Below are 14,898 nucleotides of genomic sequence, written 5' to 3'. Positions count from 1 at the left end.
GTTTTTCGATCAAACATCACTTGTTGCCCATCGAAGGGTAGTGTTGGTTGAAGACAAGCTCGACTGTGCCGTCCACGGAGGCCCAAATCATGCGTTCCATCTTTTGGGCAAGGCCGAGATACGGTGTCGACTTGCGCGCGGAGAAGATTTCGCAGGTGTTGTTGAGGCAAAATGCTTTCAACGCGTCAGCGTGGGAGCTGTAAATGATAGGATGAAGAATATGCCGGTGGTTGCTTTGGGTGTAAAACCAGCCGTCATCTTTTTTGGTAGCGATCTTAAAACCCTTGTTCTCAAGCTTGGTGATGAGAGCCTTCGTGTCTCTACCAGTGTATTTGGCCGCTGCATTGTTCACAGCAGAATGGTTGTACCAAAATACGAACGCCGCAATTGGCAGAACCAGGATCGAAACAAAGATATAGCCAGCGATCCGCATTATTTTGGATGCCTTAGTCTTGGGTTGGCCAAGATCGACACAACGTCCGCCACAATATTCAAGATGATATACACGGCAGCGAAGATCACACCGCAGGCGAGCACAACCGGCACGTCCCGTTTGACGACCGCGTCCACCAGGTATTGGCCCATGCCGGGGTAGGCGAAGACGACCTCGACCACCACGACGCCGACCACCAGATAGGCGAGGTTGATCATCACCACGTTCACGATGGGTGCGATGGCGTTGGGGAAGGCGTGGCGGTAGATGACCTTGAACGTGGTCAGGCCCTTGAGCTCAGCGGTTTCTATGTAAGCTGATTGCATCACGTTCAGGATCGCAGCCCGTGTCATGCGCATCATATGGGCCAGTACCACCAGCGTCAGCACGGCCACGGGCAGGGAGATGGCGTGGAGTTGCTCCAGGAGCGGCATGCCGGGGCTGATCGAGGCGAAGGATGGGGCCCAGAACAGTTTGACCGCGAAGAAGAAGACAAGGATGTAGGCGATCATGAACTCGGGCAGCGAGATCGAGGCGAGCGTGACGCCCGAGATCAGCTTGTCAGGCCAGCGGTTCTGGAACCGCACGGCGATGAGACCCAGAAGGATGGCCAGCGGCACCGAGATGATGGAGGCCCAGAAGGCGAGGAACAGGGTCGATGACATGCGCCGGGCGACCTGATCCGCGATGGGCAGGTTGTTGGTGAGCGCGTTGCCCATGTCGCCCGTGACGATCCCGCCAAGCCATTCGAAGTAGCGGGTGAGGGCAGGGCGGTTCAGGCCCATTTCCTCGCGCAGGTTGGCGAGGCTTTCGGCGGTGGCGGCCTGGCCGAGGATGGCCTGGGCTGCGTCACCGGGCAGGATTTCGGTCAGGCCGAACAGCAGAGCGGAGGCGGCGACCAGCAGGATCAGGCCAAGGCCGAGGCGCTGCAGGACAAGTGTCAGGATGGGGTGCATGAAAGGTCGGTTCTTGGGGGTGCGCCTGTGGGCGCGAAAATCTGCGACACGCAACGAAAAACCGCGCCCGGACGGACCGGGCGCGGTTTATTCAGGTTACGCTTTCCAGGTTTTCTTGAACGCGTACCAGTTCATTTGCGGGCCGTTCGGGTCGCTTTCCCAACCCTGGACCTTGGTCGAGACCGCATCGACAAAGTCGTTGAACATGGGCACCATCAGGCCGCCCTCTTCGTTCAGCATGCGGCCCATTTTCGAGTAGATCTCTTTCCGCTTGGCCTCGTCCAGTTCGGCGCGGGCTTCGAGCAGCATCGCGTCGAACTCGGGGCGCTTCCAGCGGGTGTCGTTCCAGTCCGCGGTCGACAGATAGGCCGTGGTGTACATCTGGTCTTGCACCGGGCGACCGCCCCAGTAGGAGCAGCAGAAGGGCTGTACGTTCCAGACCTCGGACCAGTAGCCGTCGTTCGGTTCGCGCTTGATTTCCAGCGGGATGCCTGCGGCTTGGCAGGATTGCTGGAAGAGCGCTGCGGCATCAACCGCACCGGGGAAGGCGCCGTCGGCTGTGCGCAGGATGATGGGCGAGCCATCGTGGCCGGACTTCTTGTAGTGCTCGGCCGCTTTTTCCAGATCGAATGTCCGCTGCGGGATCGTGTCGTCAAAGAGCGGGTAGGCCGCGTTGATCGGCATGTCGTTCCCGATGGAGCCGTAGCCCTGCAGGATCTTTTCGACCATTTCCTCGCGGTTGAGCGCGTGTTTCAGGGCCAGCCGCAGCTCGTTTTCGTCAAACGGGGCGGTGTCGATATGCATGATGAAGACGTAGTGGCCGCGACCGGCTGTGGACAGCACGTCCACGGTGGGCGCGCGGTCGAGCAGTTTGGCGATCTTGGGTTCGACCCGGTTGATCGTATCGACCTGGCCAGACTGCAGGGCGGCGGTGCGGGCGGTGGCGTCGTTCAGCACGATGACTTCGACGGTGTCGTAGTGGGCCGTGACCGTCTGGTCGCCGCCCCAGTAATCGTCGCGCCGCTTGGCGACCATGCGCACGCCGGGCTCATCGCTTTCCAGTGTGTAAGCGCCAGTGCCGATGGCGGCGGCGGGGTCGTCAAAGCCGCCACCCGGCTGGATCATCAGGTGGTAGTCGGCCATCAGGTAGGGCAGGTCGGCGTTGCCCACGGCGAGCGTGACTTCGAACACGTCACCATCGGTGCGCATCGACTCGATGCCTTGCACGATGCCGAGCGCGCCGGATTTGGATTCTTCGTTGGAGTGGCGCTCCATTGTTTTCATCACGTCTTCTGCGGTGACGGCCTGACCGTTGGAGAAGGTGATGCCCTGGCGCACCTTGAAACGCCATGTCTTGGCGTCTGCGGACCCTTCCCAGCTTTCGGCGACGAGGCCGGTGAGAGAGCCATCGGCTTCGACCTCGACCAGACCTTCGCCCCAGAGCTGGCCGCCCGCGATTGGCACGTCGGAAGCCCATGTGGCCGGGTCCTGGCTGTTGGTGGACTCGCCGCCCTGCACACCCATCTTGAAGGTGCCGCCCGCGACAGGGGCTGCCTTGGCTGGGGTGGCGAGCATCGAGGTTGCAGCGGCGGCGGATATGCCGAGGGCCGCGGCGCGTGCCATGAAGTCGCGGCGCGTCATCGTCCCTGCCGCCACCTTTGCGGACAGGTGTTTCAATTCGTTAGACATCGGTTTCTCCCGGTTGGTCCCCTGCGCCTTGGCGGCGCGTTTTTTTGATTACACCGTTAGCGTACGCATTTGATGATACCCTTCAAGGGGGAATCCTGAGGCATGCACGGCTTCGTGCGTGGGTTGCCGCCGTCAGAGCAGGTCTCGGGCGATCTTGTCGGTGATCTCCTGGTGGTAGATCCGGGTGTCGTTTTCGAAGGCTTCCATTGATGCGCTGAGGTGGAAATGGGTGGCGTCCGACCACATGGCACAGCGGGCTTCGGTGCGGAGCCGTGTGCCGTCGCGCTCCAGCTCGTCCGTCCAGTGGCAGGTGCCGCGCGCGGACAGCGGGTCGTCCGGGTGGATGTCCCAGCGCTCACGGGCGATGGAGCCGGTGATGAGGCCGTGGTCGAGGTCGCGGAGTTTGCCGAAGTCGTCTTCGATCACCAGTGAGGTGATGCCGGTGACCATATCGGTTTCCTGGCGGCGCGTGTGGGTTTCGGGGCGGAGCTCTTCGGTCTGCCAGGGGGGTGCTGCATCAGGCGGTGGGAAGGTCCAGTCGCCGGCGGTTGTTAAGGAGTCTATACTTATGGAGCCGCCGTGCAGTGTGACCGTTGCAGCTTCTGGCGCGGGCCAGATCAGGGGCCAGTAGGCGGTCGAGATTGCTACGCGGATACGGTGGCCCGCAGGCACCGTGTAGGCGATGTGGTCGAGCGGCAGGCGGATCGTCTCTTGCTGGCCCGGCGCAAGCGGTCGGCCAAGATGTTTGGCGAGGTTCAGAACGCCGTAGGTGATCCGGGTGGAGGCGCCATCAGGGTGGACATGGTTCAGACGCACGGCGATGTGGGCGACGGGTTGGTCGGCGCTGAGGGTCAGGCGGATGACGGGCGCGCCTGTGATGGACAGGTCGCTGTCGAGCGGCGCGCTGTCGAAGCAGGCGCTGAGCGCGTCGTCGCGCCTCTGATCGCCGGGCAGTTCGGGGCCGAGCCAGATGGCGCAGTATTCCCCGGCATCGGTGCCTGTGTCCTGGGGTGACGCCACCGCGCGGTGCAAGCTGCCTTGGTCCGGTTCGAGCCCATTGTCGGTCAGAAACCAGGTGCGCTCTTCGCTTTGTGCGTCGGCGAGCCAACGCCCGGGGCGGTTGGTGTACCATGTGGCGGGGCGCACGCCGTCCATCAGGTAGCTGCGCAGGGCGGGATCATCCTCGACCCCCGTGTCTGTCCCCTTTAGCCAACGGTCCCACCAGCGCAGCGCCTCCTGCAGAAAGCCGATGCGGGGTTCGGGCACGGCGAAGTGGGGATACTTGTGCACCCAAGGGCCAAGGATGCCTTTTGCGCCGGGGATGTTTTCGACGACCTGGGGTACGGCGTTCTTGTATGAATCCCCCCAACCGCCGATGGCGAGCACCTTGGCCTTGATCGTGTCGTAGCTTTCGCAGACGGAGCCGTGTTTCCAATAGTCATCCCGGCTCTGGTGGCGCAGCCAGACCGAAGGCAGGAAGGGTTCGTTCTCGAGCCGCTCCAGCCACATCTCGCGCCAATCGGGGCGCAGGGCGGGATCGGGCGCGCGGGAGGAATAACTCCACATCGTCGCCCCCCAGCCGAGGTTCTCATTCAGCAGGCAGCCGCCTTTGAAGTGGATGTCATCCGCAAACCGGTCGACGGTGGAGCATAGCGTGATGATGGCCTTGAGCGGTTCGGGTGCCAAAGCGGCCACCTGCAGGCTGTTGAAGCCACCCCAGCTGATGCCCATCATGCCGACATTGCCATTGCACCACGGCTGAGCGGCGGCCCAGGTGATCACCTCTACCGCGTCATCCAGTTCCTGCTGGGTGTACTCATCCTGCATCAGCCCATGGCTGTCGCCATCGCCGCGCATGTCCACCCGCAGGCAGGCATAGCCGCGCTGGGCAAAGTAGGGATGGGTGAGCGCATCGCGGGCGCAGGTGCCGTCGCGCTTGCGGTAGGGCAGGTATTCCAGAATGACCGGTACCGGATCGACGGCGGCGTCCACGGGTCGCCACATGCGGACGGACAGGCGCGTGCCATCGCTGAGGGTGATGCCCAGATCGGGCTGCTCTTCGATCTCGCGCAGTGTGTTTTGCATCAGGGCAAGGTGGGCGGCGGCGTGCATTGCTGTCAAGCGGGGTCGGGGGCGCTGCCCCCGGCCTGCGGCCTCCCCCGAAGTATTTTCGGCCAGAAGAAGGGATTTGTTTACCTTGTCCCTGCAGTCTGCATTTGCGGTACAGGCGGAAGCGCCGATGGCCGCGCCAGGAGAAGGGGTTGCCTTTCTTCACGAGGGGAGGGCCAGGTGCCTTCCCCTTTCTTCTTCTGGCTGAAAATACTTCGGGGGAGCGCGGCACGCGCGGGGGCAGAGCCCCCTGAAGAGTGTCGTCGCGCAAGCGGCCTTTGGATCAGGCCTTGTGTGCGATCAGCAGGTCCATGACATTCGTGCCTGTGGGTCCTGTCACCACCAGTGCGCCGTGGTCTTTCAGCCAGGGATAGGCGTTGGCACTGGAGAGTGCGTCCGCCGCGCCGTCCTGCCATGTCGTACCATCGACCAATGCGCCCGCTGCATCCGTCGGGCCGTCGGTGCCGTCGGTTCCGGCCACGAGGATGCGCAGACCCTGCGTTCCGGCAATTTCACGGGCAAGTGCGAGACCAAGAGCCATGTTGCGGCCGCCAAGGCCGGGATTTTCGGGCAGGTGCACAACGGGCTCGCCGCCGAGGATGTGCAGGCCAGGCGCTGCGTCGCGCAGCATTTGACCCAGCCGGGGCGCCAGTTGCGCCACGTCGGCATAAAGCGTCTCTTCGTTTGTGTGCACGGGTAAGGGTGACGTGTCGGCGATGGCAGCGCGCGCGATTGCGTTGCTGGCGATGATGTGTGGCGTGAAACTGAAGGGCGCATCTGGCGATGCGTCCCCGATGCCAGAGCCTATTGTGGCGAGACTGTCTCCCTCCACATCCGAGAGGGCGAGCGTGGTGACGCGCGCGCCTTGGAAGCGAGCCAGGAGCTTGCCGCCCTTTATCTGAGACCGGGCCGTGCGGTGGGCGTTCATGTCACCGATCGGGGTGCCCGAGGCCAGCAGTGCTTCGGTTTCGGCCCGCAGGTCTTCGAGGCTGAGGTCGCCCTCGGGCACTTCGGCGAGCGACGAAGCGCCGCCAGAAACCAGCATCAGCAGATGGCTTCCCGGCGCGCAGGCTGCCACGGCGTCCAGCAGGGCATGGCCCGCTGCGAGGGACGCATCATCCGGAACCGGATGGGCCGCTTCAATGACCGTTGCCTGAGGGGGCGCGTTGTCCGAGTGATGATACTTCGTGACAATCAGGCAAGGGATGTCGGGCCATTGTTCCGAGGCCGCGCGCGCCATGGCCGTGGCGGCCTTGCCCACGGCAACAATACGGTCTGGTTTGGAAATGCCGTCTTCCTCAAGGGCCGTCTTGACGGCGGCGTATCCTTCAACCGCTTTGATGCCAGCCTGCCAAAGCGCGAGGAGATCTGGGGTGTCAGCCATGTTGGAACCCTTGTCGCTGCGTGAATGTGAGTCCGAATCAGCACAATATCTACTCGGAATCGCTGGAAATTGTGATGCTTTGACAAAAAGACTCTAGCCCTAGAATCATGATTCGCGTATCACTACCGCCACAACAAGTGGTCAGCACGGCGAAACAAGGCCGGCGACGCGATTACCAGAAGGGTCCGCAATAAAGCGGTCTGAGGCGAGAGTGGTGGTGTTATGAAGGCGATTGATTTCGTCGTCCGCAATGGTGCGGGCGCAGTGCAGCGTGGAGTCGTGCCGGTTGATGGCAATACGGCGGTGTCGCTGACAAGCGGGCAAGAAATTTCATTCAATCTTCGGCAAATTGATCTGGCCGGGCAGCAGCGCAGCGGAGATGACCTTATCATCACGCTGGTCGACGGGCGCCAGATCACGCTTGAGAATTACTTTAACGATGCGGGCGTTGCCAATCGCCTGTTCATCTCGGCGGACGGTTATCTGAACGAGGTCGCCTTTGTCGAAACAACCGATGGCGAGCTTTTTGCGCAGTACGGTCCGACGGAGCAGTGGGGCAAGTGGAGCCCGTCCGACGATCTGATCTATCTGGGTCGGACGGAAGTGGCGAACCTGCCGGTGACAGATGACGAGGAAGTGTCCATGCTGGGCGCGGCGCTGCTTGGCGGCTCGGGCCTGCTGGGCGGTGGCGCGGCGGCCGCGGCAGCCGTGGTTGGTGGAGCAGCGTTGCTCGGCGGTGGCGGCGGCGGTGGTGGCACCGGCAGTGACGGCGGTGGTGGTGGCGGCGACAACCCGCCTCCCTATGTGCCGGCCGATCCCACTGTGAACGATGTGGGCACATCCACCGATATTGGCGGCGACGATACGTCAACGCATGTTGTAACGGTCACTGGCACTGGAGAGCCGGGTGATACGGTCGAAGTGACCGCCGGCGATCAGGTGGGAACGGTGACGATCGGGGACGACGGCTCCTGGGAGTTGGATTTCGAGGGCGATACCTTCCCCGGCGATGGCACGGTCGAGACGGTTGCCGAATTCACGCATACGGGTGGTGGTTCCACCACGATTGCCGGTCCGACATTCGTGATCGACACGACGCCACCCGATGTTGCAATCACCCACGGGGTGGAATCGGTCGGGCATGTAGTCAATGGTGGTGAGCTGTCCGGCGGCGTCACGCTGCAAGGTACGGGCGAGGCGGGCGCGACGCTGGAGATCACGATCTCCGGTGTGACACGTACGGTCACCGTCGCTGACGACGGGACGTGGGAGGCCACCTGGCAGCCGGGAACACTGGCCGATGGAGAGTATTCCACCGCTGTCACCGTTGTTGCATCGGACAGTTTTGGCAACACCACCACGATCACCGACATGCTTGTCGTGGATACTGTGGCCGAAGTCACAATGGAAACCGCGACCGTTGAAACCGATGGGATCATCAACGCCGAAGAGGCGTCCGATGGTGTCACTCTGACGGGCACGGCGCAGGCCGGTTCGACTGTCGAAGTGACCTTTGGCACGGTTGTAACCAGCGCGATTGTCGATGCGTCCGGCAACTGGACGGCGACCTTTGCAGCGTCCGACATCCCTTCGGGCGAGACAACAGTTGCCGTGACCGCGGTGGCTACCGATGCCGCAGGCAACACGGCCACAGCCACGGGCGACGTTCAGGTCGACACGCTGGTCAATGCGCTTGGATACACCTCTACTGCCGGTGGCGATGGCACGATCAACGCGGCGGAAGCGGCGTCTGGCCTTGTCGTCACAGGCGTGGTCGAGCCGGGCTCGACCGTATCGGTTGAACTGGCTGGTGTGACCACCGCCGCAGTGGTCGCCGCAGATGGCACGTGGACGGCGACTTTTGCACCGGGCGCATTGCCTTCGGGCACCTACACCTCGGATATGGTCGCCACGGCGACCGACGCGGCTGGCAACATGTCGAGTGTCACCCAATCGGTGAACGTGGACACGCAAGCCAGCGTTCTGACGCTGGATGGACCGGTTGAGGGCGATGATGTCATCAACGGGGCAGAGGCGAGCGACGGCGTTGTGTTGTCAGGCACGTCCGATCCGGGCGCGGTTGTGGATGTCACGCTGCACGGTGTCACACATCAGACGGTGACAGGGACCAACGGGACCTGGCAAGCATTCTTTGCTGCAAGCGAGATCCCTGAAGGAACCTACGACGCTCAGATCAGCGCGACGACAACGGACGCAGCGGGCAACACGGCGACGGTCACCGATACGGTGCATGTGGATACGCGGGTCGACAACCTGTCCGTTGCCGCAGACGCCATTGAGGGCGACAACATCATTTCGGAAGCAGAACGTCTGGATGGTACGGTCGTCACTGGCACGACGGAGCCGGGCTCGACCGTGACCGTCACAATGGGCAGCCATACAGTGCCTGCCATCGTGGATGCGAATGGCAATTGGCAAGCGCCCTTTACCGCGGATCAGATCCCGCAAGGTGAATACACCACGGACGTGTCCGTTACCGCGACTGACGTTGCAGGGAATGTCGCGACTGTCACCGATACGGTGCGGGTGGATACGCTGGTCAATGCCCTGAGCCTGAACAAGCCGATTGCCGGAGACGACGTTGTCAACGGCGAGGAAGCGCGCGAAGGCATCAATCTGGGCGGCATGGTCGAGCCTGGCTCGACCGTGATGGTCGATTTCAACGGCACCGTGCTTGAGGCCACTGTGGATGCAGGCGGCACATGGTCGCTTGATATTCCGCCCGCGGCCATACCGGGTGGTGAATACGATGCAGCCATCACTGTCATGGCCACAGATGCCGTCGGCAACACCGATACGCTCAGCGACATGGTGCGCATCGACACGCAAGCTCCAGACGGGCCGGTCATCGCGAGCTACACGCGCGATGCTGACGGGATCCGCGGCATTTCGACAGAGCAAAGCGATGGCGATCTGTCTGTCGCGCAGGTCAATGCGGATGGGTCGATCACCAACGTCGTCGCCAACCAGGTCGACATCGATGTGCTGGGCGAGACGAACTTCCAGTTCCAGACCGATGTGCCGGACGGTTCGCACCTGGTCGTCAGCTCGGAGGATGCGGCGGGCAACACCATCGGCACCTACGTTGTGCTGGATGACGAGAGCGCCAATTCGACCGTTGATCTGGGCAACGCCAACCTTGGCAACTACCAGATCGAGGCGGTGGAACTGCAATTCGCGGAAGAGGCCAGCCTGACCATCACCGAGGCGCAGCTTCTGGATCTGTCGGACGGCACCAACACCCTGACCATCCATGGCGGCAGCGACGACAAGGTCACGATTGCGGGTGCCACGCGCACCGGGTCGACCACGGTCGATGGCCACACCTATGACGTCTACAGCCTGGGTACCGAGGGCACGATCATCCTGGACGACGACATCACCGTGAACACGGGCGTCGTCTAAGGCACTGCAACACAAACGAACTTTCACTGGGCAAGAGCAACAAGACCAAAAAATCGAGCATTCTCCAGCAAGACAGAGGCGCGGACCGGACACCGCAACCGCGCCCACCTCCAAAAACGATAAAAACCCGAACCGGGGCAGGACTATGGGGCAAGGTGGTATGAGGTACGCGGTGGTGTTCACCGCCGTCTCGCTTACAGCGGGATGTATGGGGGACATGGGCGAAATGCCCTTTGTGTCCCGATCCGATGCAGGGGCTGACGCGGAGGTCGTGGCCCCGTCGCAGGCGGCGCTGCGGGCGACACCCACGACACATGACGAGACATTGAACGCGGAAAGCCCGGTTATTCAGGGTTTGCTTGCGCGCCGGTCGGTACTGCCGTCGGGCAGTGCGTATGACCGCGTGGCGACGTCTGTTCTGGCAGCTAATGCCCGCGCCGCGGAGACCGAGTTGCGCGCAGCACGTCTGCGCGCGTCTGCCGCGTCAAAGAACTGGTTGCCGACCATCGGGCCGCGCGTGTCGTTGAACTCGCTGGGCGACATCATCAGCCAGATCGTCGTCGAGCAGGTGATTTTCGACAATGGCCGCAAGAAGGGTGAACGCGCCTTTGCCAAGGCAGATGTCGAGGTGGCCGCCGTCGCGCTGGCCGAGGATACGAATGCCCGGGTGGCGACGGGGTTGGATCTTTATCTGACCGCTGCCGAAGCCCGTGAAAGCGCTGTCGTCCATCGCGCGACCCTGCGTGAGATGGAGCATTTCGAATACATCATGTCAGAGCGCGTCCGGGGCGGCGTGTCGGACATGTCCGATCTGAACGTGATCCGCCAGAAGCTGGCAGAGATCCGAGCCGCCATTGCTGCGAGCGAAGAGGCGGAGGCAACGGCGATTTCCGAGTTGAACGCCATGTCGATCCAGCCGCTGGGCGATGTGCGTGGGCTTGAGACGCTGGCTGTGGGTGGCGCTGCCGCACAGCCCTTGGCCGTGACGCGGGCGGAAGCCGAGAAGGAGCGCAGCATTGCGCAGGCGCAGATTGATCGCGCCAACCAATTGCCCGGCATCACCGCCACGGCGACGGCTGGGGAAAACAGTGGGGCTGGGATCACGGCCGGCGGCACTGGCATCGGCTTTGGCACCGCTGGGCGTTTGCGTGCCATCGAGGCTGCGCGCGAGGCGGCGGGCCGTCAGGTGGCCCAGGCCAATGAGGATGCGAACCGCACCTTGCGCCGTTTGGAGGGCCAGTCTGCTGCCACCGCCCGTCAGGCGGGTGAGGCGCGGGGGCTGACTGCGCAGGCCAAGACGAACCTTGATCTGTTTCAGGATCAATATCAGGCCGGACAGCGGCAGGTCATGGACGTGGTGGGCGTCTATGAAACCTTTGCCGCGCGCCAGGTCGCCGAAGTGCTGCTGAAATACGAAGCGCTCCGCCTGCAGGTCGAATTGGCCCGCGTGCAAGGGGTGCTGGCGGATGGAGAGCAGATTTGACCGAGAAACGCCCCTTTACCCTGACCATCACCAACGGCAATCGGGCGCAGATCACGGCGGCCCCGGTCAAGGAGACGCCGAAGGCCGATAACGCCAATCATGAGGCGGACCGTTTGAGTGCCCGCGCCGATGTGGCGGTGGCCTATGCCGGTTTGCTTGGGGTGTCTGCGGCGGCGTCCGACATGCTGACGACCCTGCGGCAGAACGCGCGTGAGGGGGCAAGTGACAAGGTCGAAGCCGGGACGCTGGCGGGCTGCTTGCGTGGCGCGGGTTTGCAGGCGCAGGTGATGTCTGTGAAGGCCTTGACGCCGGAACACTGGCCCGCACTGGCCTATATGACCAGCGGTCAGGTGGTGTTGGTTGTCGGTCAGGACCGCGATGACCTGATCATTTATGACAAGACCTGCCCGGACAATCGCGCCCATGTGCCGATGGGGGAGTTCATGCCGTTCTTTGCCGGTCTCTTGGTCAAGGCGGAGGCGCCGCTGGAGCGGGTGGCGGAGGTGCACAAAACCTTTGCCGTGCGCAATCACTGGTTCTGGGGGCAGTTCCCGCGCTTTCGCAAGGCGCTGGCGGAGGTGGCGCTTGGGTCTTTCGTTGCGAACCTGCTGGCTGTCGCCGTGGCATTGTTTTCCTTGCAGGTCTATGACCGTGTGATCCCGCATCAGTCCGAGGCGACTTTGTGGGTGCTGGCGGCTGGAGCCTGTCTGGCCCTGTTGCTCGAGGCGTTTATCAAGATCGCCCGTGCCCGCCTGATGGACGGTGCGGGGCGGCAGATTGAGTTGTCCGTTCTGACCCTGCTGATGCAGCGCGTCATGGGGATGCGGAGCGATTTGCGAGGGCAATCTCCGTCGATGACATTCTCGGCCATGCGCGAGTTCGGGTCTGTGCGCGAGTTCTTTACCGCTTCGACGATCGGCACCATTGCCGACATCCCGTTTATCTTTGTGTTCCTGTTGCTGGTCGCGTCCATTGCGGGGCCGGTGGTCTGGGTGCTCATCCTTGGCGGGGTGCTGATGGTGGTGCCCGGTTTCTTCCTGCAGCGCCGGATGCTGCGTTTGACGCAGGAAACGCAGGGCGCGTCCGCCAAGTCTTCGCGGCTGCTGCACGAGGCGATTTTTGAGCGGGATACGGTGAAGACGCAGCGCGCCGAGGACCGTGTGATGCGGTTGTGGCAGGAGTTGACGACTCTGTCGGCCATGAAGTCGTCGGAGCAGCGGCGGCTGGCGTCGGCCCTGACCTTCTGGAGCCAAGGCATGCAGCAGATGACCTATGTGGCTGCGGTGATTGCGGGGACGTATCTGGTCTTTGCCGGGCAGTTTACCGTCGGGTCGATCATTGCGGTGGGTATTCTGTCGTCGCGGACTTTGGCGCCGCTGACGCAGTTGGCGGGCACGATGGCGCGTTGGGGCAATGTGAAGGCGGCGCTCGATGGCCTGGACGCCATTGCCGACGCGCCGCAGGATGTGGATGAAAGCCGGACCTATCTGCGCCGTGATGCGCTGAAGGGGCATTTCGAACTGCGTGAGGTGCAGTTTCAATACGAGGACGATGGCGCGCCGACGTTGGACCTTCCCGGTGTGCAGATCATGCCGGGGCAGCGCGTTGCTGTTCTGGGATCGAACGGGGCGGGCAAGTCGTCTCTGCTCAAGCTGCTGTCGGGGGTCTATGCGCCGAGCAAGGGCCGCGTGCTTATTGATGGCACCGACATGGCGCAGATCGAGCCGCGGGATTTGCGGCGGCTCGTTGGCTATCTGGGACAGGATGTGCGCCTGTTTTCGGGCACGCTGCGGGACAATCTGAACCTGACGTTGCTGGAGCGGGACGATGATCGCCTCTATGCCGCGCTGGATTTCGCGGGGCTGGGGCCGTTTGTGAAGGGGCACTACAAGGGACTGGATCTGGAAATTCTGGATGGCGGGCAGGGCCTGAGCATCGGGCAGCGCCAGTCGATCGGCTGGGCGCGGCTGTGGTTGCAGGATCCCAAGATTTGCCTGTTGGATGAACCCACCGCCGCCTTGGATCAGACGCTGGAAAGCACTCTGGTCAGTCGGCTCGAGACATGGATGGAGGGCCGCACGGCCATCATCGCCACCCACCGCGTGCCGATCCTGTCGCTGACCAACCGCACGCTGATCCTGCAGAACGGGCGCATGACCATCGACGGCCCGCGGGATGAGGTGCTGAGCCATATCGGCAAGACCGTACCGCTGAAGGGCAAGATCGCATGAGCATCGCGCACACCAATCTGAGCGGACAGCTTGAAAGTGACATGCGTGGCCCATCGCTGGTCGTATGGCTGAGCGCCGGGGCGGTGCTGGTGTTTGTTCTTTGGGCCGCGTTTGCCTGGGTGGACGAGATTGTCCGCGGCTCGGGTGAGATGATCTCGTCGTCTCGACCACAGATCATTCAGAACCTTGAGGGCGGTATTCTTGCCGAATTGGCTGTGGCCGAGGGCGACGTTGTCGAGCAGGGTGATGTGCTGGCGCGGTTGCAGGGGACACAGTTTCAGTCTCAGGCCGATGATCTGCAGGATCAGATCGCGGCTCTGGCCGTGCGCCAGTTGCGTCTGGAAGCTGAGTTGGCGGGCCAGTTTGATTTTGCGGTGCCGGGTGCGTTGGAGCAGCAGATGCCGGGGCTTGTGGCGTCGGAGCGGGCGCTGCTCAATGCGCGGCAGACCGACTTTCTGAGCCGCCGCGAGGGCGCGCAACGGGTGCTTGATCAGGCCGCCAAAGAGCGGACGCTGTTGGAGGACTTGCTGGAGCGCAACATCGTCGCACTGATCGAGGTGACGCGGGCGCGTAAAGCCCATGCGGATGCGCGTATCAAGCTCGATGAGATCATGACCCAGACTGAGCTGGAGCGGGCGCAGGCCTATTCCGATACGCTCAAGGAACTGGGCACACTGCGCCAGACCTACAAGGCAGCGCAGGACCAGTTGAACCGGACCGTTCTGGTCAGCCCCATGCGGGGGATCGTGAACAATCTGAGCGTCACGACCATTGGCGGTGTTGTGCGGCCTGGTGAGGAGATCCTGCAGATCATCCCGCTGGACGAGGAGTTGTTTGTCGAGGCGCGCGTGGCGCCCAAGGACATCGCCAACGTTCTGCCGGGGCAGGAAGCGAGCGTGAAGCTGAGCGCCTACGACTACACGATCTATGGTGCGCTGAAGGGCGAGGTGAAGCTGATCTCGGCCGATACATTCAAGGACGAGCGCAAGCCGGACAGCGAGGCGCACTACAAGGTGACGGTGCGGGTGGACATGTCGGCGCTGACGGAGCGGCAACGGTCAATCTCGATCCGGCCGGGGATGCAGGCGGAGGTTGAGTTGCACACCGGGGCGAAGACGGTGCTGCAATATCTGATGAAGCCGCTTTACAAGTCGCGTGAGGCGTTTCGGGAGCCTTAGGGCATGGTT

Annotated in this window: 9 protein-coding genes; 4 read left to right on the top strand and 5 right to left on the bottom strand. The window is 62.8% G+C overall.

Translation table 11 applies throughout. The annotated features are described in order from the left end of the window. Positions 1-16: 16 nt before the first annotated feature. The 5 genes from KJP29_RS08430 to KJP29_RS08410 all read right to left on the bottom strand — a co-directional run bounded on the left by KJP29_RS08430 (position 17) and on the right by KJP29_RS08410 (position 6,571). Positions 17-433, bottom strand: coding sequence for a hypothetical protein (locus KJP29_RS08430; RefSeq protein WP_218463141.1), 417 nt, complete (start codon positions 431-433; stop codon positions 17-19). Next, entirely contained in the window at positions 433-1,389 is a 957-nt protein-coding gene (locus KJP29_RS08425; protein ID WP_218463140.1) for an ABC transporter permease, read from the bottom strand. Before KJP29_RS08425 ends, KJP29_RS08430 begins: the two co-directional genes overlap by 1 nt. A 96-nt stretch (positions 1,390-1,485) precedes the next feature. After that, the gene (locus tag KJP29_RS08420) at positions 1,486-3,078 is read right to left on the bottom strand and encodes an ABC transporter substrate-binding protein (RefSeq protein WP_218463139.1); all 1,593 of its coding nucleotides are present in this window, start codon (positions 3,076-3,078) and stop codon (positions 1,486-1,488) included. Positions 3,079-3,210: 132 nt separating this feature from the next. Then, the gene (locus KJP29_RS08415; RefSeq protein ID WP_218463138.1) at positions 3,211-5,163 is read right to left on the bottom strand and encodes a CocE/NonD family hydrolase; all 1,953 of its coding nucleotides are present in this window, start codon (positions 5,161-5,163) and stop codon (positions 3,211-3,213) included. Between the two features lie 307 nt (positions 5,164-5,470). Then, complete coding sequence (locus tag KJP29_RS08410) at positions 5,471-6,571, bottom strand: DUF4147 domain-containing protein (protein WP_218463137.1); 1,101 nt, start codon at positions 6,569-6,571, stop codon at positions 5,471-5,473. 222 nt (positions 6,572-6,793) lie between these two features. Between KJP29_RS08410 and KJP29_RS08405 the strand changes: the two genes are divergently transcribed. From KJP29_RS08405 to KJP29_RS08390, 4 genes are all read left to right on the top strand, one after another. After that, entirely contained in the window at positions 6,794-9,997 is a 3,204-nt protein-coding gene (locus tag KJP29_RS08405; RefSeq protein WP_218463136.1) for an Ig-like domain-containing protein, read from the top strand. Positions 9,998-10,157: 160 nt separating this feature from the next. Further along, positions 10,158-11,480 (top strand): TolC family protein, encoded by a 1,323-nt coding sequence (locus KJP29_RS08400; protein ID WP_255553511.1) that lies wholly within the window; start codon positions 10,158-10,160, stop codon positions 11,478-11,480. Then, positions 11,477-13,711 (top strand): ATP-binding cassette domain-containing protein, encoded by a 2,235-nt coding sequence (locus KJP29_RS08395; protein ID WP_218463135.1) that lies wholly within the window; start codon positions 11,477-11,479, stop codon positions 13,709-13,711. The genes KJP29_RS08400 and KJP29_RS08395 overlap by 4 nt, the downstream gene beginning before the upstream one ends. Beyond that, positions 13,708-14,889, top strand: a complete 1,182-nt coding sequence (locus tag KJP29_RS08390; protein WP_218463134.1) for an HlyD family type I secretion periplasmic adaptor subunit — start codon at positions 13,708-13,710, stop codon at positions 14,887-14,889. Before KJP29_RS08395 ends, KJP29_RS08390 begins: the two co-directional genes overlap by 4 nt. Positions 14,890-14,898 lie beyond the last annotated feature (9 nt).

This window comes from Maritimibacter sp. DP1N21-5 (genome assembly GCF_019218295.1).
Taxonomy (GTDB): domain Bacteria; phylum Pseudomonadota; class Alphaproteobacteria; order Rhodobacterales; family Rhodobacteraceae; genus Maritimibacter.
Note: the sequence above shows the minus strand (reverse complement) of the source record. Positions and strands in the feature narration are given on the sequence as shown.